We start from the raw sequence: 23,018 nt of genomic DNA on the forward strand, positions 1-23,018 counted from the left end.
CCGTTCGTGTCGCCGTTACCAGCGATAGTGCGAGAAGGCGCGGTTGGCTTCCGCCATGCGGTGCACGTCTTCACGCTTCTTGACGGCGTTCCCCCGGTTGTTGGAGGCGTCGAGCAACTCCGCCGAAAGCCGCTCGGTCATGGTCTTCTCGTTGCGGTCGCGGGCAGCGGCGATCAGCCAGCGGATGCCGAGCGCCTGCCGGCGGGTCGAACGCACCTCGACCGGAACCTGATAGGTCGCACCACCGACGCGGCGGGAGCGGACCTCGATGGTCGGCATGACGTTGTCGAGCGCCTGCTCGAACACCGTCAGCGGGTTCTGCTTGGTCTTGGTCTCGATGATGCCGAACGCGCCATAGACGATGCTTTCGGCGACCGACTTCTTGCCGGCGTACATCACCGAGTTCATAAACTTGGTGACAATGATGTTCCCGAACTTCGGATCCGGAAGAACTTCACGCTTCTCGGCTGAATGGCGACGCGACATTGTTGTCTTTTCCCGCTTGTCTCGAACGTCTTACTTGGGACGCTTCGCGCCGTACTTCGAACGGCGCTGCTTACGGTTCTTGACGCCCTGGGTATCCAGCACGCCGCGGAGAATGTGATAGCGCACGCCCGGCAAGTCCTTGACGCGGCCGCCGCGGATCATGACCACCGAGTGCTCCTGCAGGTTATGGCCCTCACCCGGGATATAGCCGATCACCTCGAAGCCGTTGGTCAGGCGCACCTTGGCCACCTTGCGAAGCGCCGAGTTCGGCTTCTTCGGCGTCGTGGTGTAGACGCGCGTGCAAACGCCGCGCTTCTGCGGCGACTGCTGCAGCGCCGGCACCTTCTTACGCGACTTCTGCACCTCGCGCGGACTTGCGATCAGCTGGTTGATCGTCGGCATCTTGGCCTTACCCTTCAACGTTCGCGCGGAAAGCCTTGACAGCGCTCCGCAAATTCTTGTTCGGGGTTTCCCGCCCCGCCGGACCGCCTCGCGCGAAAAAACCTCCACGCAAAGCGAAAACACGCCAACCGCTCATCTCTGAACGGAAAGCGCTCGACGCCACAGAGGACCGCAGTCAGAGCCGATCAGCGCGAGCCGCTCAGCCGTTCACCGAGGTCATGCATCCGAGTTTGGTCTCAAGAGGACGTGCTCAAGAGAACTAAAATCGTCCTGGCATTGCCTAGCTATAATCGACAGCGTTTGAGCGGCATTCGTCGAGGGTGGTGCCCGTCCCTGCTCGTCTCCGAGCAGCCCATTTCTGAGCGGGATGGGTGATCCGTTCCGACGCTGGCGATGCTCACCGCCTGTCGTTAAGTGGGCGCCTTTTATAAGCGGTAAATAGCCAAGTCAAGCAAAACGAGGCTGCAAGATGCGCAAAGAAAGGCTTCTGCAGCCTGCGATTTCGCTGACCGCTCCGCGTCAGCTCAACGCTTCGGCAGTGGCGTCGTGCAGCCTGATCTATGTTCAATTCCGCGCCAGTCCAGTGGTGCACTACTTTTTACCCGGAGCAAATATTCGGAAAACAATCCGGCTAAGGCTTTTTTTGTCATTACGGGCGCAATGATGACCGGTCCGAGCAGGGCCTTGGCCATGAGATATACCGACATTGCGATCATCGGCGGGGGGCTGGCCGGCTCGGCCGCAGCCGCCATGCTCGGCCGCACCGGGATCGCGGCCGTGCTGGTCGATCCGCACGAGGTCTATCCGCCGGATTTCCGGGTCGAGAAGCTGGGCGGCGAGGCGCAACTCGCGCGCTTCCGCGCCACCGGGCTGGCCGATTCGGTGCTCCGCAAGGCGACCCTGGCCGGCGAGAACTGGATCGCGCGATTCGGCTGCGTGCTCGACAAGGACCCGAGCCCTCAATACGGCATTCTCTACGATGCGCTGGTGAACGCCCTGCGTGAGGAGATTCCGCCTGAAGTCGAACGGATCGTGGCCAAGGCGGTGGCGGTCAGCCCGAGCGAGGACCGGCAGAGCGTCTTCTTGTCCAACGGCGAGACCATCTCCGCCCGTCTGGTCGTGCTCGCCAACGGGCTCAATGTCGGGCTGCGCCATGCGCTGGGCATCGTCCGGCGAATCGAAAGCGCCGCGCATTCGATCTCGATCGGCTTCGACATCGCACCCCTCGGTCGCAGCAGCTTCCCCTTCCCGGCCATGACCTATTTCCAGGAACGGGCCCGCACCCGGGTACCCTACATCACGCTATTCCCGCTTCGCGACCGGATGCGGGCCAATCTGTTTGCCTATCGCGAGGTTGGCGATCCCTGGCTGCGAGCTGTCAGGCGCACTCCGGTGGCGGCGCTCGACGCCGTGCTGCCCGGATTCAGGCGGGTCGCGGGCGACTATGCCGTCACCGGAGAGGTCAAGGTCCGTCCGGCCGATCTTTATGTGACCGCCGGCCACCGGCAGCCGGGTCTGGTGCTGGTCGGCGATGCCTTCGCCGCCACCTGCCCTGTCACGGGCACCGGCTCGGATAAGGTGTTCACCGACGTCGCGCGGCTCTGCAACGTCTACATTCCGCAATGGCTCGCCAGCGGCGGCATGGGCGAAGCCAAGATCGCGGCATTCTACGCCGATCCGCTCAAGCGGGCCTGCGATGCCTGGTCGATGCGCAAAGCCTGGCAGTTCAAGTCGGTCTCGGTCGAGCTCGGCCCCTATTGGCTGGCGCAGCGCTGGGCCCGTTTCGGCGTCTCGCTGGGACGCGGCCTCAAGCACCGGCTGGCGCGCGTGAACCCATCCGCTGGCGGCGCTCACTCGTCATCATCATCCTCGTCGTCATCGTCGCTGTCGCCATCGGCTTGACCTGCGGTCGCAGGCTTGTGGCCCTGGTCGTCCCATAGCTTGCGATAGGTGCCACCCTTGGCGAGCAGCTCGGCATGGGTGCCGCGCTCGATCACCCGGCCGCCGGAGATCACGATGATCTCGTCCATTTCGACCACCGAGGTCAAGCGGTGGGTCGACCAGATCATGGTCCTGCCCTTGGCGACCTTGAGCAGGGTGCGGTTGATCGCCGCCTCCGTCGTCTGGTCGAGCGCCGACGTCGCCTCGTCCAGCAGCAGCACCGATGGATTGCGGATGATGGCGCGCGCGATCGCGATGCGCTGGCGCTGGCCGCCCGAGAGCGTATCGCCGCGCTCGCCAACGATCGTGTCATATTTCTGCGGCAGGCTCATGATGTAGCGGTGGATCTCGGCCTTCTTCGCGGCCTCCACGACCTCCGCGTCAGTCGCGTTCTCCTTGCCGAGCCGGATGTTCTCCCGGAGCGACATGTTGAACAGCATGTTCTCCTGGAACACGATCGCCATGCTCCCGCGCAAGGAGTCCCGGGTTACCTTGCGGATGTCGACGCCGTCGATGGTGACCCGCCCTTCGTCGGGCACGTAGAGCCGCAGGATCAGGTTGAGCAGCGTGCTCTTGCCGGAGCCCGAGGGCCCGACGATGGCGATGCGCTTGCCGACATCGAGCCGCAGACTGAGGTTGTCGAGCACCGGCGTCTCGCTGCCCTCATACTGGAAGCTGACGCGCTCGAAGGTGATGTCGTGGCTGATCCGAGGCAGGTCCGGCGCGCCCGGGCGGTCGGCCCCTCGGGTCGGCTCATCCAGCAGTTCCTGGATGTGGCGCACCGCCGCAGCCGAGGAGATCGACACCGGGATGAAATGCATGACGTGGGCGATGTTATAGGACACCTCCCAGAACGCGCTCTCGAAGGTGACGAAGGTGCCGACCGTGATCTGGCCCTTGGTGGCGAGATAGGCGCCGAGCGCGAGCACAACGAGGTGAAGTAATAGCACCGCGACAGTGACGGTGCGCTCGACCATGCTCGACAGGAACATCGCCGCGCCGATCTTGCGGCGCGCCTCGTCGTTGCGGAAGGTGAACCAGCCGAACACCTTGCGGTGCAGGCTGAAAGCCTTGATCACCGCTTGCGCCGCGATGTTCTCCTGGACGACGGCGAGCAGCGCCGCCTCGTTCAGCTTCTGCTCGTAATTGGCCTGCACAGCTTTTGGCGTCAGGATACGCGGCCCGATCAGGGTGATCGGGAACACCAGGAGCGAGATGATCGCAAGCTGCCAGTTCAGGAACAGCATCAGGATGATGCCGGCGATCAGCTCGAGGAACGGCAGCGCCGCGCTGTTGGCAAAGCTCTTCACCGCGCCTTCGAAAGCCGACAGGTCGACCGAGAAGCGCGACAGGATCTCGCCGCGCTTGGTGCGCTGGAAATAGGCCGCCGGCAGGTTCTGCACGTGCTCGAACAGCCGCGAGCGGACGTCGGAGATGATGCAGGCCGCGAGCCGCGCGTCCCAGCGCTCGTACCAGATCGCCACGATCGAGGTGAAGATACCGGCGGCGGCGAGCACGCCAAGGATACGGTACAGGGCCTCGAAATCCTCCTCGCCGAGGGCATCGTCGATCAGGAACTTCAGGCTGAGGGGCATGATGACGTTGAACAGCGTCTCGACCACGATGCCGAGGCCGACGAAAGCCAGGATGCTCTTGTAGTTGGCAAGGAGCGGCCTGACGAAGCGGTAGACCGTGGCGAGCGCGCCGGCCGCTTCGCGGGCCGAAAAGACGACGAGATCCTCATCGTCGTCATCATCATCGAGCGCGAGGCCTTCGTCCTCGTCCTCTTCGTCCTCGTCGTCATCATCATCGGGAGGCGGCGCAGGTTTGGAGGCCTGCGGCGGCTTGGGAGCCTGAGAGGGCTTGGAAGACTGCGGAGGCTTTGATGCCTGCGGCGGCCTGGAGGCCTGTGGAGCTTTTGATGCCTGCGGCGGCTTGGCTGCCTGCGAAGCTTCAGCTGGCTGCGGCGCGTCGGGTGCCTGCGACGCATCGGATGCCTGCGGCGCATCGGATGCCTGCGGCGCTTGGGCTGCCTGCAGAGCTTTGGGTGCCTGAGGCGCTTCAGGTACCTGCGGTGGTTCAGGCGCCTGCGGCGCTTGGGCCACCGGCGGTGCTTTGTCGGCGAGCGGCGCTTGCTGTGCCTGCGGCGCAGCGGTTCCAGCGAGCCGCTTGGCGATTTCGGCCGCGGCGCCGGCGGCGGCCGAGATCCGATCGGACGCGGTCCGGTCGTCCGCGCTCGGACCATCCGGAGCCGAGGTCGAAGAGGATTTCGAACCTCGCTTCGAACCCGACTTGGATCCTGGTTTTGAGACTGGTTTCTTAGGCGCCATGCAACCAACCGAAGCAGCGCGGCCGCGAGAGCGTCAGCCTTGCGCGTCAGGCCTTTAACATCTGCACAGCGCCGCCACCAGCGTCCTCAATCCTCGTCCTCGACCTTGTCGAAGAACGAATAGCGCAGGCTGTCGGAGTCCGCGTACCACTGCCCCGGCCCCTTGTTGGCCGCGAGCGTCGCCTCCCACAATGCATCGGTGCAGTCGTGGCGGTGCATCGAGAGATCGAAGCCGTTGCCGAAGAACAATTCCGACCATTCCCACCAGGTGCCGAGCTTCTTGACCCCGCGCAAGAGGTCGTAGCGGTCGATCAGCGCCGGCGCCATGTCCGAGGTGATCGAACCGAACACAAGGCCAGTCTTGACCACGCGGTTGAGCTCGCGGATCGCCCGCACCACCTGCTTGTCGCCGAGATGGCACAGGCTGGTCTCGAACACGAAATCGAACGTGCCCGTCTTGAACGGCAGGTCGGTGATCGAGCCGAGCTTGTTGTACTTCTTCAGCGCCTTCGGCGTCTTGCCGTGGATATAGCGGTTGTTCTCGACGCCCCATGCATCGATGCCGCGCTCGCGCAGCGCGCCGACCAGCTCGCCGCTCGCCGAGCCCGCCACCAGCAGCTTGTAGCCCTTGCCCTTGGCCTTGTTGTTCCAGACGATCTTGATCAGGTCAGTCAGATAGTCCGGATCGGTAAATTGCGACCAGGATTCGCTATAGGGTCCCTGCCCGCGATAATTGTCGAAATATTCGCGATCGATCTTGTCCGACAGCGGCGTCTCGGCCTGCGAGCGGGCGCGACGCAGCCGCATCATCTCGGTAAGAATGATGTCGGTGGCCGCGTCCGACGAATCGAGCAGGCCGTTGAGGGTCGAATCGAAGAGATAGTCGCCGACCACCACGATCCCCGGATGCTCCTTCGGCTCCGGTCGATGATTGGTCATCACGTCGCGCACCGGCAGGCCGCCCGGCAGCGCGTTCACCGACGACAGCCAGCGATGGATGCGGCCCTCCATATAATGGGAGCGGGCATCGCCGAGCTCGGCCGGCAGCGATTTCAGCGCAGCGTCGATCAGTTCCTGATCTGAGAGATTGGCGAAGGCCAGCGCGTCGGAACCGGCGATCAGCCAGTTCAGCACGCCATGCTTGCCGACATCGTGGCGCGAGCCTTCGTTATAGACGCAGCAACCGCCAAACGCCTCCGACATGAACCAGGAGCCGGGAATCTTCTCGCCCCAGAACGGCTCATCAAACAGGATCGAAACGCGCAAATAATGCGCCGGCCGGTCGAAATAGGCGATGTGCTTGGTCATCGACCGACGCAGGCCCTCGCCTTCCCAACCGACGGTCGCGAGCCACGAATGCGGCAGGCACATCAGCACGAGATCGAACTCGCGCGTCTCCGGCCCCTTGCCGTTCATCATCTTGAGCCGGTAACGGCCGGAATCGGACTTGCCGACCTTGAGCACGCGATGATTGAGCTGGATGTCAGCATCGACCTCGGAACGCAGGCACTCGATCAGCTGCTCATTGCCGTTCTGGATCGAGTACAGGCCGATATAGCCATCGATATCCATCACGAAGTTCTTCAGCGCGTTGAGGCCGTTGGTATTGTGCGCCTCAGTCGCGATGTCCGAGCGCGCCATGGTCTTGAAGAAGCGCTTCGCGGTGGGATCGTCGACCTCCTTGTCGAGCAGTTCCTCGCAGGTGAGATAGGCCCAGGGATGCTCATTGTCGTGCGCGCCGACGCCCTCGTAATACTCGACCGGCGACATCACCTCGATGCAGCGCTTGCGGAAAGCTTCCACCGCAGCCGCGGTCTTCGGGCCATACTTGCGGCGCAGGCCGTCGACATCGTCGAGCAGCGCGCCGTCGAGATGCACCTGCAGCGCGTCCATCGGAATGGTCTGCAGGCCGAAATGCTGGATCAGTTCGCGCAGGGGATCGGGGCCGGTCATCGAGTAATCGTAGATCTCGGCAACACCCGCCTCGTACATCGCCGGCGCCTTGTCGAACTTGCGCGTGACGATCTTGCCGCCGAGCCGGTCGGACGCTTCGAAGATCGTGACCTTGCACAGGTCGCCCAGTTTTCTCTTGAGGTACCAGGCGCTCATCAGGCCACCCGGGCCACCACCTACAATCGCAAGGTCAAGCATCAGCGTTCCGCTATCTCCGGCCGTCGCAAGCCGACGCCGGTGGTCCAAGTCATGAATCGCGTCTCGGGGATTCCAAGGCGCTTTGAATAAGTCACCTCGGAGAAGTCACCCTTGAGCCCGATCGGCCAAGATTCGACCCTTCCCGCGCGCGATTCATGCCCAACTCATTGAATCAGCGCGGAATCTTGTCGGTCACGACGGTCATTTTAGCGGATCGGAGGATATCAAAAGCGCCTTTTTCCCTGAAGGAAAGATGAACAGCAGGGATGCGGGACCGCATCAGGGCAAAAAACCGTCAAAAAAAGGCCGGCGACAGCCGGCCTTTTCTACGACTGATGAACAGCCGGAGCGGAGCGGTATCGCGCTCCGGCTAATTGTCGTGCGGCCTATTCGGCCGGCGGCAATGCCAGCGGCTGCGGCTCGGGCTGAGCCGGCACGATCGCCGCCTGCTTCTCGCGCTCGTCGAGGATCAGCTTGTCGCGCTTGACCGCAACCTCGCGGATCCGGGCCATCGAGGCGCCGGTGCCGGCTGGGATCAGGCGGCCGACAATGACGTTCTCCTTCAAGCCCTCGAGCGGATCGATCTTGCCGTTGACCGCGGCCTCCGTGAGAACGCGCGTGGTCTCCTGGAACGACGCCGCCGAGAAGAACGAGCGGGTCTGCAGGCTCGCCTTGGTGATGCCGAGCAGGACCGGGGTTCCGGTGGCGGGCTTCTTGCCCTCCTCCTTCGCCTTCTCGTTGAGCACGTCGAACTCGATCTTATCGACCTGCTCGCCGGCGATCATGTCGGTGTCGCCCTGGTCGGTGACCTCGATCTTCTGCAGCATCTGACGGACAATCACCTCGATGTGCTTGTCGTTGATGAGCACGCCCTGCAGCCGATAGACCTCCTGGATCTCGTTGACCAGATAGGCCGCGAGTTCCTCGATGCCCTTGATCGCCAGGATGTCGTGCGGTGCCGGGTTGCCTTCGACGATGAAGTCGCCCTTTTCGACGATATCCCCGTCCTGCAAGTGGATGTGCTTGCCCTTCGGGATCAGGTACTCACGCGGCTCCTCGGTCTTGTCGACCGGTTCGATCGAGATGCGGCGCTTGTTCTTGTAGTCGCGGCCAAAGCGGATGGTGCCCGCGATTTCCGCGATGATCGCCGCGTCCTTCGGCTTGCGTGCCTCGAACAGCTCCGCCACCCGCGGCAGACCGCCGGTGATGTCGCGGGTCTTGGCGCTTTCGGTCGAGATACGGGCGAGGATGTCGCCCGGCTTGACCGTGGTGCCGACGTCGACCGACAGGATGGCGTCCACCGCCAGCATGTAGCGGGCGTCACCACCGCGGGCGAGCTTCAGCACCTTGCCGTCCTTGCCCTTGACCACGATCGCGGGCCGCAGATCGGCGCCGCCGCGCGTCGAGCGCCAGTCGATGACGACACGCTTGGCGATACCGGTCGACTCGTCGAGCGTCTCCGAGATCGACTGACCTTCGACCAGATCCTCGAACCCGATCGTGCCCTCGGCCTCCGACAGCACCGGGCGGGTGTAAGGATCCCACTCGGCGATGCGCTGGCCGCGCTTGATCATGTCGCCGTCGTCGACATGCATGCGCGAACCGTACTGGATACGGTGCGTCGCACGTTCAGTGCCGTCGGCATCGACAATGGACACGACCATGTTGCGCACCATCGCGATCAGATGGCCTTCGCTGTTGCGGGCGATGGCCTTGTTCTTGATCACGACCTTGCCTTCGAAGTTCGATTCCACGAAGGACTGCTCGTTGAGCTGCGCCGCACCGCCGATGTGGAAGGTGCGCATGGTGAGCTGGGTGCCCGGCTCGCCGATCGACTGCGCTGCGATGACGCCGACCGCCTCGCCGTGGTTGACCGGAGTACCGCGGGCCAGATCGCGCCCGTAGCACTTCGAGCAGATGCCATTGACGAGCTCGCAGGTCAGCGCCGAGCGGATCTTCACCTCCTGGACGCCGGCCTGCTGGATGGCGTCGACATGGCTCTCCTCCATCAGCGTGCCGGCCTTGACCAGCACGTTGCTGGACGACGGATCACGCACGTCGTCGCAGGCCACGCGGCCAAGGATGCGCGAGCCGAGCGAGGCGACCACCGTGCCGGCATCGATGATGGCGCGCATCTTGATGCCGAGATGGGTGCCGCAATCGTCCTGCGTGATGATGCAGTCCTGCGCCACGTCGACCAGACGGCGGGTCAGGTAGCCGGAGTTCGCGGTCTTCAACGCGGTGTCCGCGAGGCCCTTGCGGGCGCCGTGGGTCGAGTTGAAGTACTCGAGCACCGAGAGGCCTTCCTTGAAGTTCGAAATGATCGGCGTCTCGATGATCTCGCCCGACGGCTTGGCCATCAGGCCGCGCATGCCGGCCAGCTGGCGCATCTGCGCCGGCGAACCACGCGCACCGGAGTGGGCCATCATGTAGATCGAGTTGATGTCCGCATCCGCGCCCTTCGGCGTCTTCTTGGTCGAGGAGATCTCCTTCATCATCTCCTTGGCGATTTCCTCGGTTGCCTTCGACCAGGCGTCGACGACCTTGTTGTACTTCTCGCCATGGGTGATCAGACCGTCATTGTACTGCTGCTCGAAATCCTTCGCCAGCGTACGGGTGGTCTCCACGATCTTCCACTTGCCGTGCGGCACGACCATGTCGTCCTTGCCGAACGAGATGCCGGCCTTGAAGGCGTTGTAGAAGCCCAGCGCCATGATGCGGTCGCAGAAGATCACCGTCTCCTTCTGGCCGCAGTGACGATAGACCTGGTCGATGACGCCCGAGATCTCGCGCTTGGTCATCAGCTTGTTGATGATCTCGTAGGAGATCCTTGGATGCTTCGGCAGCACGTTGCCGAGCATCACGCGGCCCGCGGTGGTCTCGATCCAGCGCTTGGAGTGCTTACCCTCCTCGTCCATGCCTTCCCAGCGATACTTGATCTTGCTGTGGAGGTGGATGACCTTGGCGTGCAGCGCATGCTCCAGCTCGGCCATGTTGCCGAACGCCATGCCCTCGCCCGGCATGCCCTCGCGCATGATCGAGAGATAGTACAAGCCGAGCACGATGTCCTGCGACGGCACGATGATCGGCTGGCCGTTCGCCGGATGCAGGATGTTGTTGGTCGACATCATCAAGACGCGCGCTTCGAGCTGCGCTTCCAGCGACAGCGGAACGTGCACGGCCATCTGGTCGCCGTCGAAGTCGGCGTTGAACGCGGCGCAGACCAGCGGATGCAGCTGGATCGCCTTGCCCTCGATCAGCACCGGCTCGAACGCCTGGATGCCGAGGCGGTGCAAGGTCGGGGCGCGGTTGAGCAGCACCGGATGCTCGCGGATCACCTCGTCCAGGATGTCCCAGACCTCGGGCCGCTCCTTCTCGACCAGCTTCTTGGCCTGCTTGACGGTCGTCGACAGGCCCTTGGCGTCAAGCCGCGAATAGATGAACGGCTTGAACAGCTCGAGCGCCATCTTCTTCGGCAGGCCGCACTGATGCAGGCGGAGCTCCGGACCGACCACGATCACCGAACGGCCGGAATAGTCGACGCGCTTGCCGAGCAGGTTCTGGCGGAACCGGCCCTGCTTGCCCTTCAGCATGTCGGCGAGCGACTTCAGCGGACGCTTGTTGGCGCCGGTGATGACGCGGCCGCGACGGCCGTTGTCGAACAGCGCATCCACCGCCTCCTGAAGCATGCGCTTCTCGTTGCGGATGATGATGTCGGGCGCGCGCAGCTCCATCAGCCGCTTCAAGCGGTTGTTGCGGTTGATGACGCGGCGATAGAGGTCGTTGAGGTCCGAGGTCGCGAAGCGGCCGCCATCGAGCGGCACCAGCGGCCGCAGATCCGGCGGGATCACCGGGATCACGGTCATGATCATCCATTCCGGCTTGTTGCCGGAGTGGCGGAACGCCTCGACGATCTTCAGCCGCTTGGCGAGCTTCTTGTGCTTGATGTCGGAGTCGGTCTCCTGCATCTCGGCACGCAGCGACACTTCGAGCTTCTCGAGCTCGAGGCCCTTGAGCAGCTCGCGGATCGCCTCGGCGCCGATCATGGCGGTGAAGCTGTCCTGGCCGTATTCGTCCTGCGCCTTCAGATACTCGTCTTCCGACAAGAGCTGACGGTCCTTCAGCGCGGTCAGGCCCGGCTCGAGCACGACGTAATATTCGAAGTACAGGATCCGCTCGAGATCCTTCAGCGTCATGTCGAGCAGGAGGCCGATGCGCGAGGGCAGCGACTTCAGAAACCAGATGTGCGCGACGGGAGCGGCGAGCTCGATATGGCCCATGCGCTCGCGCCGGACGCGCGAGAGCGTCACCTCGACCGAGCACTTCTCGCAGATGATGCCCTTGTACTTCATGCGCTTGTACTTGCCGCACAAGCACTCATAGTCCTTGATCGGCCCGAAGATGCGCGCGCAGAACAGGCCGTCGCGCTCGGGCTTGAAGGTGCGGTAGTTGATCGTTTCCGGCTTCTTGATCTCGCCGTAGGACCAGGACAGAATCTTCTCAGGAGACGCGATCGAGATCCGGATCTGGTCGAAGACCTGGGCCGGCGTCGTCGGATTGAAGAGATTCATAACTTCTTGGTTCATCGTCTTCTCCTCGCATGCCGATCGGGGGTCGGCAGCAAATTCGAAAATCTCTTAAAGTTGGCGCCCTGCCCGACCCGAGCGGCAAGGACGCCGACCCGGCCGCGCGAATAGCGCGCGGCCGGGCCAGACATGTCGATTTACTCGGCAGCTTCCGACGTCGGCGCCGGTCCCATCTTGGAGTTGTGCAGGTCGACGTTAAGGCCGAGCGAGCGCATTTCCTTGACCAGCACGTTGAACGATTCCGGAATACCGGCTTCGAACGTGTCGTCACCGCGGACGATCGCCTCGTAGACCTTTGTGCGGCCGGCGACGTCGTCCGACTTCACCGTCAGCATCTCCTGCAGCGTGTAGGCCGCGCCATAAGCTTCGAGCGCCCACACCTCCATTTCGCCGAAGCGCTGGCCGCCGAACTGGGCCTTGCCGCCCAGCGGCTGCTGGGTGACCAGCGAGTACGGGCCGATCGAGCGCGCATGGATCTTGTCATCGACCAGATGGTGCAGCTTCAGCATGTAGATGTAGCCGACGGTGACCTTGCGGTCGAACGGATCGCCGGTGCGGCCGTCATAGACGGTCGACTGGCCGGAAGCATCCATGCCGGCGAGCTTGAGCATCTCCTCGATGTCGGTCTCCTTGGCGCCGTCGAACACCGGGGTGGCGATCGGCACGCCGCGGCTCAAATTGTGACCGAGCTCAAGCAGCTCATTGTCGTTGAGCGTCTTGATGGTCTCGTCCTCGCCGTAGATCCGCTTCAAGGTCTCCTTCAGCGGCTTGATATCCTGCTTCGAGAGATAAGCATCGACGGTCTGCGCAATGCGCCGGCCAAGGCCTGCGCAGGCCCAGCCGAGATGCGTCTCGAGGATCTGGCCGACGTTCATGCGCGAGGGCACGCCGAGCGGATTGAGCACGATATCCGCATGCGTGCCGTCCTCCAGGAACGGCATATCCTCGATCGGCACGATCTTGGACACGACGCCCTTGTTGCCGTGACGGCCGGCCATCTTGTCGCCAGGCTGGATCTTGCGCTTCACCGCGACGAAGACCTTGACCATCTTCATGACGCCCGGCGGCAGCTCGTCGCCGCGCTGCAGCTTCTCGACCTTGTCGAGGAAGCGCTGTTCCAGGCCCTTCTTCGACTCGTCGTACTGCTTCCGCATGGCCTCGATCTCGGCCATCAGCTTGTCGTTCGGCGAAGCGAACAGCCACCACTGCGACTTCGGATACTCATCGAGCACCGCGCGGGTGATCTTGGTATCCTTCTTGAAGCCCTTCGGACCCGAAATGCCCTGGCGGTTCTCCAGCATGTCGGCGAGACGGCTGTAGACGTTGCGGTCCAGGATCGCCTGCTCGTCGTCACGGTCCTTGGCCAGACGCTCGATCTCCTCGCGCTCGATCGCCAGCGCACGCTCGTCCTTGTCGACGCCGTGGCGGTTGAACACGCGCACTTCGACGATCGTGCCCTGCACGCCCGGAGGCACGCGGAGCGAGGTATCGCGGACGTCGGAGGCCTTCTCGCCGAAGATGGCGCGCAGCAGCTTCTCTTCCGGCGTCATCGGGCTTTCGCCCTTCGGCGTGATCTTGCCGACCAGGATGTCGCCGGCGCGGACCTCGGCACCGATATAGACGATGCCGGCCTCGTCGAGGTTCTTCAGCGCTTCTTCCGAGACGTTCGGAATATCGCGGGTGATTTCCTCAGGGCCCAGCTTGGTGTCGCGGGCCATCACCTCGAACTCCTCGATGTGGATCGAGGTGAAGACGTCCTCCTTCACGATCCGCTCGGAGAGCAGGATCGAGTCTTCGAAGTTGTAGCCGTTCCACGGCATGAACGCGACCAGCACGTTACGGCCGAGCGCGAGCTCGCCGAGATCGGTCGACGGACCGTCGGCGATGATGTCGCCCTTCTTGACGACGTCGCCGACCTTCACCAGCGGACGCTGGTTGATGCAGGTCGACTGGTTCGAGCGCTGGTACTTCATCAGCCGGTAGATATCGACGCCCGACTTGGTCGGATCGAGATCCTCGGTGGCGCGGATGACGACGCGGGTGGCGTCGATCTGGTCGATCACGCCGGAGCGGCGCGCTGCGATCGCAGCGCCTGAGTCACGGGCGACCACGCCTTCCATGCCGGTGCCGACGAACGGCGCCTCGGCACGAACCAGCGGCACCGCCTGGCGCTGCATGTTCGAGCCCATCAGCGCGCGGTTGGCGTCGTCGTTCTCCAGGAACGGGATCAGCGCCGCGGCGACCGAAACCAGCTGCTTCGGCGACACGTCCATGTAGTCGACCTTGTCCGGCGTCATCGGCACGACTTCGCCGGCATGACGGCACACCACGAGGTCCTCGGTGAAGCGGCCCTTTGCATCGAGCGGCACGTTGGCCTGCGCGACGCGATAGCGCCCCTCCTCCATCGCCGACAGATACACCACCTCGTCGGTGACGCGGCCGTCCTTGACCTTGCGGTACGGCGTCTCGACGAAGCCATACTTGTTGACGCGAGCAAACGTCGCCAACGAATTGATCAGGCCGATGTTCGGACCTTCCGGCGTCTCGATCGGGCAGATGCGGCCGTAATGCGTCGGGTGCACGTCGCGCACCTCGAAGCCGGCGCGCTCGCGGGTCAGACCGCCCGGGCCAAGCGCCGAGAGACGGCGCTTGTGGGTGATCTCCGACAGCGGGTTGGTCTGATCCATGAACTGCGACAGCTGCGAGGAGCCGAAGAATTCGCGCACCGCAGCGGCGGCGGGCTTGGCGTTGATCAGGTCCTGCGGCATCACGGTGTCGATGTCGACGCTCGACATGCGCTCCTTGATGGCGCGCTCCATGCGGAGCAGACCGATGCGGTACTGGTTCTCCATCAGCTCGCCGACCGAGCGGACGCGGCGGTTGCCGAGATGGTCGATGTCGTCGATCTCGCCCTTGCCGTCGCGCAGGTCGACCAGGGTCTTGATGACCGCCAGGATGTCTTCCTTGCGCAGCGTGCGCTGGGTGTCGGGCGCATCGAGCTCGAGGCGCATGTTCATCTTGACGCGGCCGACCGCAGAGAGGTCGTAGCGCTCGGCGTCGAAGAACAGCGACTGGAACATGGCCTGCGCCGAGTCCAGCGTCGGCGGCTCACCCGGACGCATCACGCGGTAGATGTCGAACAGCGCGTCTTCGCGCGTCATGTTCTTGTCGGCAGCGAGGGTGTTGCGGATGTAGGGGCCGACATTGACGTGGTCGATGTCGAGCAGCGGCAGCTCCTTGTAGCCGTGCTCGTTCAGCACCTTCATGTTCTTCTCGGTGATCTCCTCGCCGGCCTCAGCGTAGATCTCGCCGGTCTTCGGGTTGACGAGGTCCTCGGCGAGATAGTTGCCGACCAGCTCCTCATCGGCCATCCGCAGGGCCTTCAGCCCCTTCTCCTGGAGCTGGCGGGCGGCACGCACGGTGAGCTTCTTGCCGGCCTCGAGCACGACCTTGCCGGTGTCGGCGTCGATCAGGTCGTTGACGGTCGAGTAGCCGCGGAAGCGGTTGGCGTCGAACGGCACGCGCCAGCCGTCCTTGGCGCGCTTGTAGATGATCTTCTTGTAGAAGGTCGACAGGATCTGCTCGCCATCGAGGCCGAGCGCGAACATCAGCGACGTCACCGGGATCTTGCGGCGACGGTCGATGCGCGCGAACACGATGTCCTTGGCGTCGAACTCGATGTCGAGCCAGGAGCCGCGATACGGGATGACGCGGGCGGCGAACAGCAGCTTGCCCGAGGAATGGGTCTTGCCCTTGTCGTGGTCGAAGAACACGCCCGGCGAGCGGTGCATCTGGGAGACAATGACGCGCTCGGTGCCGTTGACGATGAAGGTGCCGTTCATGGTCATGAGCGGGATGTCGCCCATGTACACGTCCTGCTCCTTGATGTCCTTGACCGACTTGGCGCCGGTTTCCTCGTCGATATCGAACACGATGAGGCGCAGCGTCACCTTCAGGGGCGCGGCAAAGGTCATGCCGCGCTGGCGGCACTCGTCCACGTCGTATTTCGGCGGCTCGAATTCATAGCGGACGAATTCCAACATCGAGGTTCCCGAGAAGTCGGAGATCGGGAACACGGAGCGGAACACCGCCTGCAAGCCTTCGTCCGGCCGGCCGCCCGCAGGTTCATCGACCATCAGGAACTGGTCATAGGACGCCTTCTGAACCTCGATGAGGTTCGGCATCTCTGCGACTTCCTTGATGTGTCCGAAGAACTTGCGAACGCGTTTGCGACCAGTGAATGTCTGCTGCGCCATCGTGGCCTCTCATTTCGTCGCCCGGAGGGGCGGACCTTCCGAAAAGCGCTTGCGCTCGCTCTTCGGGTTGAATTTCGATCCATTTTGACGGCCCGAAGGTCGTTTCGGGAACGAAAACGTCCCAAATCCGTTCTTCGGACCTCCAAAACGCAAAACGACGCGCGGAGCGCAAGGGCGCACCCGCTCGTCAGAACCATCTCATCACGGACTGCAAAAGCCCGAAATTGCCTATCTCCCAACGGTCCGCGACGGGAAACGCCATTCCCCTCGCTCACCGGCTTTTCGTGCTGCCGACCCAATATGGGTTGACAATAATCGAGATTCGAGGGGCAGGCCCCTCTCTCCCCACACTTTTTCGTGTCCAGCGCGCAGCGGGCCCTCCCGTTGCACGTCTTTTGCAGCGATGGGACGGGCTCCGCTGCCCGAATTGCTGCAAACTCTTTCTTCCTAAACGGATGGAGGGCGTTGCCGCCTCTCCACCCGTCATGGCCGGGCCTGACCCGGCCATCCACGTCTTCCAGATCCCCGGGTCTCGCTGCGCTCGCCCGGGGATGGAATTGAAGCAAGCTGCGCTTACTTCAATTCCACCTTGGCGCCAGCCTTCTCGAGCTGGGCCTTGATCTTGTCGGCCTCTTCCTTGTTCACGCCTTCCTTCAGCGGCTTCGGCGCGCCCTCGACGAGGTCCTTCGCCTCCTTCAGGCCGAGGCCGGTGATGGCGCGGACTTCCTTGATGACCTCGATCTTCTTGTCGCCGGCCGAAGCCAGGACAACGGTGAAGTCGGTCTTCTCTTCCGCCGGAGCGGCGGCAGCGCCGCCACCAGCGCCCGGAGCGGCGACAGCCACCGCGGCAGCGGCGGACACGCCCCACTTCTCTTCCAGGAGCTTGGCGAGCTCGGCGGCCTCGAGAACGGTGAGGCTGGAGAGGTCGTCGACGATTTTCTGCAGGTCAGCCATTGATCTATTTCCTTAAAGTCGTTGGTTCGAAACCAGGGGTTGTCGAGGGATTGCGAAGGGCGTCAGGCCGCTTCGCCCTTTGAGGCATGAGCCTGAATGACGCGCGCGACCTTGGCCGCGGGTGCGTTGGCGAGCTGGGCGAGCTTGGTCGCCGGCGCCTGGATCAGGCCGACGAGCTTGCCGCGCAGTTCGTCCAGCGACGGCAGCGAGGCGAGCGCCTTGACGCTGTCGACATTCAGGACGGTTTTACCCATCGAGCCGCCGAGAATGACGAACTTCTCGTTCGCCTTGGCGAATTCGATGGCAACCTTGGGCGCCGCGACTGGATCGTTCGAAGTTGCGATCACGGTCGGCCCCTTCAACAGGGGGCCGATGCCGACGACGTCCGTGCCATCAAGAGCAATTTTGGCGAGACGGTTCTTCGAGACCTTCACCGACGCGCCCGCCTGCTTCATCTGCTTGCGCAGAGTCTGCATCTGGGCCACGGTGAGGCCGGAATAGTGAGCGACGATCGCAACGCCCGTGGTCTTGAAGACCTCGTGCAGTTGTTCGACCGCCTCTTTCTTTGCCGCTCGTTCCACAGCAAGCTCTCTCCGGTAGGCGGTCTTCGCCATAAAGAACAGACGGGACCGCCGGGTTGCACCCACCGTCCCACCAACCCGTCCTCTGGACACGACGACCAAGGGTTACGGACGAGCAGGACGATGACTTGAATAGCCTGCCCTTCCGCGTTCCTTTTCAGGGGCGGAGTGTCGAGGTTCGAACCAAACCCGCATCCGATGCGGCTAATGCCTTTTCGGGATGCCAAAATCCGGTCGTCACCCGTCTATGCAGGCCATACGATTAAGCCGTAGAGGAAATTTGCATTTCCGCGCGGGCGCCTGCAGTCTCGGACAGGATCGGGGCGATCGGCGAACCGACCTCCCCTGCGACATTTTCGGAAGCAGAAGGATCCTCTTTCCTTTCGAGCCATCCTTGAACGGACATCTCAAAAGGAACGATCTCTCCTCCAGGCTTTCGGAATGCGCGCACAGGCGCGCCAGCAAGCTGGCACGCCCGGAAGGCGGTTCTTTAACGGGTCAGCGGCGGCTTGCCAAGAGCAAAATTCGGGCCGGTTCCAGCAGACGGCAGAAAGTTCCGGGACCCGCCCGAGAAATTTGAACCCGCGATGTCACACGCGGCCTTGCCCGCTCGTCTGAGCGCGCAGGAGGCGCGCACAATACGACGACTGGTTGCATGACCTCAGCACCACTCGCCGTCTATGCGGCCTTGCCTAGCCAAGGAGACCCACACCATGCTTAGCTTCTTCGTCCGCCGCAAGCTTCACGCCATGAGCAAGCACTACGGTTATGACGTCAGCTATCTCGACCGTATGCTGACGAAATCGCCCCGCGCCTTCTTCAAGTTCGCCCGTCTCATGGCCGCCTCGTCGCATCGCGAGGTGGTCCCGATCGAGGCGAGCTTCGCCGCCAAGATCACCGGCGCGATGGCCGAGGATTGCGGGCCCTGCGCCCAGCTGTGCGTCAACATGGCCCTTGAGGCCGGCATGCCAAAGGACCAGGTCGAGGCCGTCGTCCGCCGTGATGTCCGGGCAATGACCGCGGAGACGGCGCTTGGATTTGGCTTCGCAGACGCGATCGTGCGCCGTTCCGACGATCAGGATCTCAGGCGCGAGGCGGTTCGCACGCGCTGGGGCGACAAGGGCGTGGTCGACTTGGCGATGGCGCTGCAGATGGGCCGCCTGTTTCCGATGATGAAGCTGGCGCTCGGCTATGCCAGGGAATGTCGGCGCGTCAGCGTGGACGGACATACGATCGATGTCGTCAAGCAAGCCGCATGAGAAGGACCCGCTCGCGCCACATCGGCGGCGGCTGCTCGGCCTCGCCTATCGGATGCTGGGCAGCCGCAGCGACGCGGAGGACGTGGTGCAGGACGCCTATCTGCGCTACCTCGGTGCACACGATGTCCAGAATGCCGAGGCATTCCTGGTCACCATCGTGACCCGGCTTTGCCTCGACCGGCTGAAAAGCGCACGGGCGCAGCGGGAGATCTATGTCGGTCCGTGGCTGCCGGAGCCGGTGTTCGACAGTGAAGCCCTGTCGGCCGACGCCGCCACCGAGATGGCCGACGATCTGTCCTTTGCGCTGATGCTGGCGCTCGACCGCCTCTCGCCGCTTGAGCGCGCGGCCTTTCTGCTGCATGACGTCTTCGACCGGCCGTTCTCCGAGATCGCCGCCATGCTGCATCGCTCGGAGGCGGCCTGCCGGCAACTCGCCGCGCGCGGTCGGCGCAGCGTGCGCGACCAGCGGGCCGCGCCGCCCGCACCTGCGGAGAACCACGCCCGCCTGCTGGAAGCGTTCGGCGAGGCCGTTGCCAGTGGCGACGCATCCCGCCTCGCGGCCCTGCTGCGTGAGGACGCCATCGCGATCACCGACGGCGGCGGCCGCAAGACCGCGGCACTCAATCCGATCATCGGCGCCGACAAGGTCGCGCGCTTCTTCGTCGGCGTAGCCGGCAAGAACGCCGGTCATGATCTGCGCATCGTGCCGACCATGATCAATGGCAGCATCGGCGCGCTGCTCTATCTGGACGGCGAGCTCGACCACACCCTCAGCATGGCGATCGACGGCGAAAGGATTGCCGCACTCTATCTGGTCCGCAACCCGGACAAGCTGCGCCACGCACCATCAGCCAGCTCGAAGGGCGGCCGTCCCCTCACCTGACCGCGTAAGGCAGCGGCCTGCCCGCGAAGAACGCGCTGAGATTGGCAAGAACGCAGGCCTGCATCGCGACATGCGATTCCTGTGTGTTGCCGCCGATATGCGGCGTCAGCACCACGTTCGGCAGGCTGGTCAGCTCGTCCGGCACGTGCGGCTCGGTCTCGAACACGTCGAGGCCGGCGCCGGCGATGGTGCCGTCCCTCAGCGCCGCGAGCAGCGCAGCCTCGTCGATGACGGAGCCGCGCGAGATGTTGACGACGCAGCCATCCGTGCCGAGCTTCTTCAAGAGATCCGCATTCACCACATGATGCGTCTCCCCGCCGGCGCGGACCGCGATCATCAGCACGCTGCACCATTCGGCGAGCGCATCCAGGCTGGGGAGATATTGGTACGGCAGATCGTCATAGCGGGTGCGGCTGAAATATCCGACCTCGGCCTCGAAGGCTGCGACGCGGGCGGCGATCTTGCGGCCGATCTCGCCCATGCCGTAGATGCCGACCTTGCGCCGGCTGAGGCCGACCGGCGGCTTCATCAGCGGCGACGGCTTGGCGGCGGCCCAGTCGCCGCTGCGCACGTAATGGTCGGCGACGTTGAGCCGCCGCGTCGCCGCCAGCATCAGGGTCATCGCGACATCGGCGACCGATGCGGCGTTGGCGCCGGGGCTGTGGCCGACCGCGATGCCGCGTGCCGCCGCGGCCTCAAGGTCGACCCCGTCATAGCCGGTGCCGTAACAGACGATCGCGCCGAGCTGCGGCAGCCGGTCCATGTCCGCCTCCCGCAGCGGCGTGCCGCCCGCGGTGAGCAGGGCGCGGATGGGCGCGAGATCATGGTGCGAAAATACCTCATGCGCCGGCTTGCCTGCCGAATCGAGCAGCTCGAAATGCGCACCGATCCGCTGCAGCAGGGTTTTGGGGAAACGTGAATAGACCAGGACTTTGTCAGGCATGACACCCCGCGCGCGGCGCTCTCGATCCCGCTCTCAAAAAGCAAGAGCGGGACCAGTTGCCCGGTCCCGCTCGGCGCGTTCTTCTAAATTTGCCGGACCGGCATCACGCCAGCACGGTGCCCGGCTCGACCTTCACGCCCGGGCCCATGGTCGAGGACACCGCGACACGCTGCACATAGGTGCCCTTGGCACCTGCCGGCTTGGCCTTCACGACCGCATCCGCCAGCGCCTTGATGTTCTCGACCAGCTTCTCCTCGGTGAACGAGGCCTTGCCGACGCCGGCCTGCACGATGCCGGCCTTCTCGACCCGGAACTCGACCGAGCCGCCCTTGGCGCCCTTCACGGCGCCGGCGACGTCCATGGTCACGGTGCCGATCTTCGGGTTCGGCATCATGCCGCGCGGGCCGAGCACCTTACCGAGACGGCCGACCAGCGGCATCATGTCGGGAGTGGCGATGCAGCGGTCGAAGTCGATGTTGCCGTTCTGCACCTTTTCGACCAGGTCTTCCGCGCCGACCACGTCCGCACCGGCGGCCTTGGCCTCGTCGGCCTTGGCCCCGCGCGCGAACACGCCGACGCGCAAGGTGCGGCCGGTGCCGTTCGGCAGCATCACGACGCCGCGGACCATCTGGTCGGCATGGCGCGGGTCGACACCGAGATTGATCGAGACCTCGATGGTCTCGTCGAATTTCGACTTGGCCCGCTCCTTGATCATCTTGATCGCCTCGGGAAGCGGATAGAGCTTGGTGCGATCAATCCCCTCGCGGGCCTTCGTCAGACGTTTTCCGATAGCCATGATGCCTTACCCCGCAACTTCCAGGCCCATCGAGCGGGCCGAGCCCTCGACCATCTTCATGGCCGCTTCGACGGAATCGCAATTCAAGTCCTTCATCTTCTTCTCGGCGATCTCGCGCACCTGCGCTTTCGTCACCTTGCCCGCCTTGTCGCGGCCCGGCGCCTTGGAGCCGGACTGGATCTTGGCGGCCTGCTTCAAGAAGTAGGACATCGGCGGGGTCTTCATCTCGAAGGTGAAGGACCGGTCCGCATAGATCGTGATGATCACCGGGATCGGGGTGTTCTTCTCTTCCTTCTGGGTCTGGGCGTTGAACGCCTTGCAGAACTCCATGATGTTGAGGCCGCGCTGACCGAGCGCGGGGCCGATCGGGGGCGACGGGTTCGCCGCACCGGCCGGCACCTGCAATTTCAGGTATCCGGTAACTTTCTTTGCCATTGCTCACTCCTGTTGTGCCGGCTCGTCGCCGGCGGTTCAGGTTTCGTGGTCCGGACCAGCGCGGCTGGCGACCGCGCCCCTCCTCCCACGCCCCTCTCTATGCAACGCGCAAACGTTGCATAACGCGATCAGACGATTTTCTCGACCTGACCGAATTCCAATTCCACCGGGGTGGCCCGGCCGAAGATCGACACCGCCACCTTGACGCGCGAACGTCCCTCGTCGACTTCCTCGACCACGCCGGAGAACGAGGCGAACGGGCCGTCGGCCACGCGCACGTTCTCGCCGATCTCGAAGGAGATCGACGATTTTGGCCGCTCGACGCCTTCCTGCATCTGGTTGAGGATGCGCATCGCCTCGCCTTCCGAGATCGGCATCGGCTTGTTTTCCGCGCCCAGGAAGCCGGTGACCTTCGGCGTATTCTTGATAAGGTGGAAGGCCTCGTCCGTCAGCTTCATCTTCACCAGCACATAGCCGGGGAAGAACTTGCGCTCGGCATTGATCTTGCGGCCGCGGCGCACTTCCGTGACATTCTCGATCGGCACCAGCACCTGCTCGAACAGTTCCTCAAGCCCGCGCTGCTTGGCCTGCTCGCGGATCGACTCGGCGACCTTCTTCTCGAAATTCGAATAGGCGTGGACGATATACCAGCGCTTGTCGGCGGTCTGCGTTCCCATTGCCATCAGTGGATGCCCAATACCAAGGTGATGACGTAGCGAATGATTTGGTCAGAAGCGAAAAAGAAGATCGAGGCCAGCGCCACCATGACGAACACCATGATCGTGGTGATCGTCGTCTCACGACGGGTCGGCCAGGTGACCTTGGCGGTCTCCGAGCGCACTTCCTGCAGGAATTTGAACGGGCTGGTAGCCATCGTCGATTAGTCCGCGTCCGTCGTAAGATGTTCAAGGAAGCCGAACAGCCGCTCTTCGCCCAACCCTCGTCTCGAGAGATGAGCCGGCAAGCGGGCTCGATTATTCGGGAGTTTAAAGCCGCGCCGGATATCCGTCGTCTGG

The 23,018-nt window shown here is 63.7% G+C and carries 17 protein-coding genes; 3 read left to right on the plus strand and 14 right to left on the minus strand.

Features of this window, described 5'->3' with window-relative positions; genetic code table 11:
- Positions 1–15: 15 nt before the first annotated feature.
- From rpsG to P6U24_RS24445, 3 genes are all read right to left on the minus strand, one after another.
- A complete protein-coding gene (rpsG, locus tag P6U24_RS24435) occupies positions 16–486 on the minus strand; it encodes a 30S ribosomal protein S7 (protein ID WP_407155035.1) in 471 nt (156 codons plus the stop codon).
- Positions 487–516: 30 nt separating this feature from the next.
- On the minus strand, positions 517–888 hold the full coding sequence (rpsL, locus tag P6U24_RS24440; RefSeq protein ID WP_044538537.1) for a 30S ribosomal protein S12: 372 nt from the start codon (positions 886–888) through the stop codon (positions 517–519).
- Positions 889–1,412: 524 nt separating this feature from the next.
- Positions 1,413–1,580 (minus strand): hypothetical protein, encoded by a 168-nt coding sequence (locus P6U24_RS24445; RefSeq protein ID WP_407155036.1) that lies wholly within the window; start codon positions 1,578–1,580, stop codon positions 1,413–1,415.
- On the opposite strand from P6U24_RS24445, the gene P6U24_RS24450 reads away from it, so the two are divergent.
- The gene (locus tag P6U24_RS24450) at positions 1,579–2,790 is read left to right on the plus strand and encodes an FAD-dependent monooxygenase (protein ID WP_407155037.1); all 1,212 of its coding nucleotides are present in this window, start codon (positions 1,579–1,581) and stop codon (positions 2,788–2,790) included. The genes P6U24_RS24445 and P6U24_RS24450 overlap by 2 nt on opposite strands.
- Here P6U24_RS24450 and P6U24_RS24455 read toward each other — a convergent pair.
- The 6 genes from P6U24_RS24455 to rplJ form a co-directional block, all read right to left on the minus strand.
- Positions 2,739–5,159, minus strand: a complete 2,421-nt coding sequence (locus P6U24_RS24455; RefSeq protein WP_407155038.1) for an ABC transporter transmembrane domain-containing protein — start codon at positions 5,157–5,159, stop codon at positions 2,739–2,741. The genes P6U24_RS24450 and P6U24_RS24455 overlap by 52 nt on opposite strands.
- 86 nt (positions 5,160–5,245) lie before the next feature.
- Positions 5,246–7,309 carry an FAD-dependent oxidoreductase gene (locus P6U24_RS24460; RefSeq protein ID WP_407155039.1) on the minus strand — a complete coding sequence of 688 codons (2,064 nt, stop codon included), beginning with the start codon at positions 7,307–7,309 and terminating at the stop codon, positions 5,246–5,248.
- Positions 7,310–7,695: 386 nt separating this feature from the next.
- On the minus strand, positions 7,696–11,895 hold the full coding sequence (gene rpoC / locus P6U24_RS24465; RefSeq protein WP_407155040.1) for a DNA-directed RNA polymerase subunit beta': 4,200 nt from the start codon (positions 11,893–11,895) through the stop codon (positions 7,696–7,698).
- Positions 11,896–12,032: 137 nt separating this feature from the next.
- On the minus strand, positions 12,033–16,151 hold the full coding sequence (rpoB, locus tag P6U24_RS24470; protein WP_407155041.1) for a DNA-directed RNA polymerase subunit beta: 4,119 nt from the start codon (positions 16,149–16,151) through the stop codon (positions 12,033–12,035).
- A gap of 573 nt (positions 16,152–16,724) precedes the next feature.
- On the minus strand, positions 16,725–17,105 hold the full coding sequence (rplL, locus tag P6U24_RS24475; protein ID WP_407155042.1) for a 50S ribosomal protein L7/L12: 381 nt from the start codon (positions 17,103–17,105) through the stop codon (positions 16,725–16,727).
- A gap of 62 nt (positions 17,106–17,167) precedes the next feature.
- Positions 17,168–17,686, minus strand: coding sequence for a 50S ribosomal protein L10 (rplJ, locus tag P6U24_RS24480; protein ID WP_407160568.1), 519 nt, complete (start codon positions 17,684–17,686; stop codon positions 17,168–17,170).
- A 713-nt stretch (positions 17,687–18,399) separates the two neighbouring features.
- On the opposite strand from rplJ, the gene P6U24_RS24485 reads away from it, so the two are divergent.
- Together P6U24_RS24485 and P6U24_RS24490 are read left to right on the plus strand one after the other, a co-directional pair.
- Positions 18,400–18,945, plus strand: a complete 546-nt coding sequence (locus P6U24_RS24485; RefSeq protein WP_407155043.1) for a hypothetical protein — start codon at positions 18,400–18,402, stop codon at positions 18,943–18,945.
- Entirely contained in the window at positions 18,923–19,828 is a 906-nt protein-coding gene (locus P6U24_RS24490; RefSeq protein ID WP_407155044.1) for a sigma-70 family RNA polymerase sigma factor, read from the plus strand. The genes P6U24_RS24485 and P6U24_RS24490 overlap by 23 nt, the downstream gene beginning before the upstream one ends.
- Here the strand turns inward: P6U24_RS24490 and P6U24_RS24495 are convergent.
- The 5 genes from P6U24_RS24495 to secE form a co-directional block, all read right to left on the minus strand.
- Positions 19,821–20,771, minus strand: coding sequence for a 2-hydroxyacid dehydrogenase (locus P6U24_RS24495; protein ID WP_407155045.1), 951 nt, complete (start codon positions 20,769–20,771; stop codon positions 19,821–19,823). The genes P6U24_RS24490 and P6U24_RS24495 overlap by 8 nt on opposite strands.
- Before the next feature lie 103 nt (positions 20,772–20,874).
- Positions 20,875–21,567, minus strand: a complete 693-nt coding sequence (gene rplA / locus P6U24_RS24500) for a 50S ribosomal protein L1 (RefSeq protein ID WP_407155046.1) — start codon at positions 21,565–21,567, stop codon at positions 20,875–20,877.
- A 6-nt stretch (positions 21,568–21,573) separates the two neighbouring features.
- A complete protein-coding gene (gene rplK, locus P6U24_RS24505) occupies positions 21,574–22,002 on the minus strand; it encodes a 50S ribosomal protein L11 (RefSeq protein ID WP_407155047.1) in 429 nt (142 codons plus the stop codon).
- A 128-nt stretch (positions 22,003–22,130) separates the two neighbouring features.
- Complete coding sequence (gene nusG, locus P6U24_RS24510; protein WP_407155048.1) at positions 22,131–22,685, minus strand: transcription termination/antitermination protein NusG; 555 nt, start codon at positions 22,683–22,685, stop codon at positions 22,131–22,133.
- Positions 22,685–22,876, minus strand: coding sequence for a preprotein translocase subunit SecE (gene secE / locus P6U24_RS24515; RefSeq protein ID WP_407155049.1), 192 nt, complete (start codon positions 22,874–22,876; stop codon positions 22,685–22,687). The genes nusG and secE overlap by 1 nt, the downstream gene beginning before the upstream one ends.
- Positions 22,877–23,018 lie beyond the last annotated feature (142 nt).

This window comes from Bradyrhizobium sp. STM 3557, assembly GCF_045571465.1.
Classification (GTDB): Bacteria; Pseudomonadota; Alphaproteobacteria; order Rhizobiales; family Xanthobacteraceae; genus Bradyrhizobium.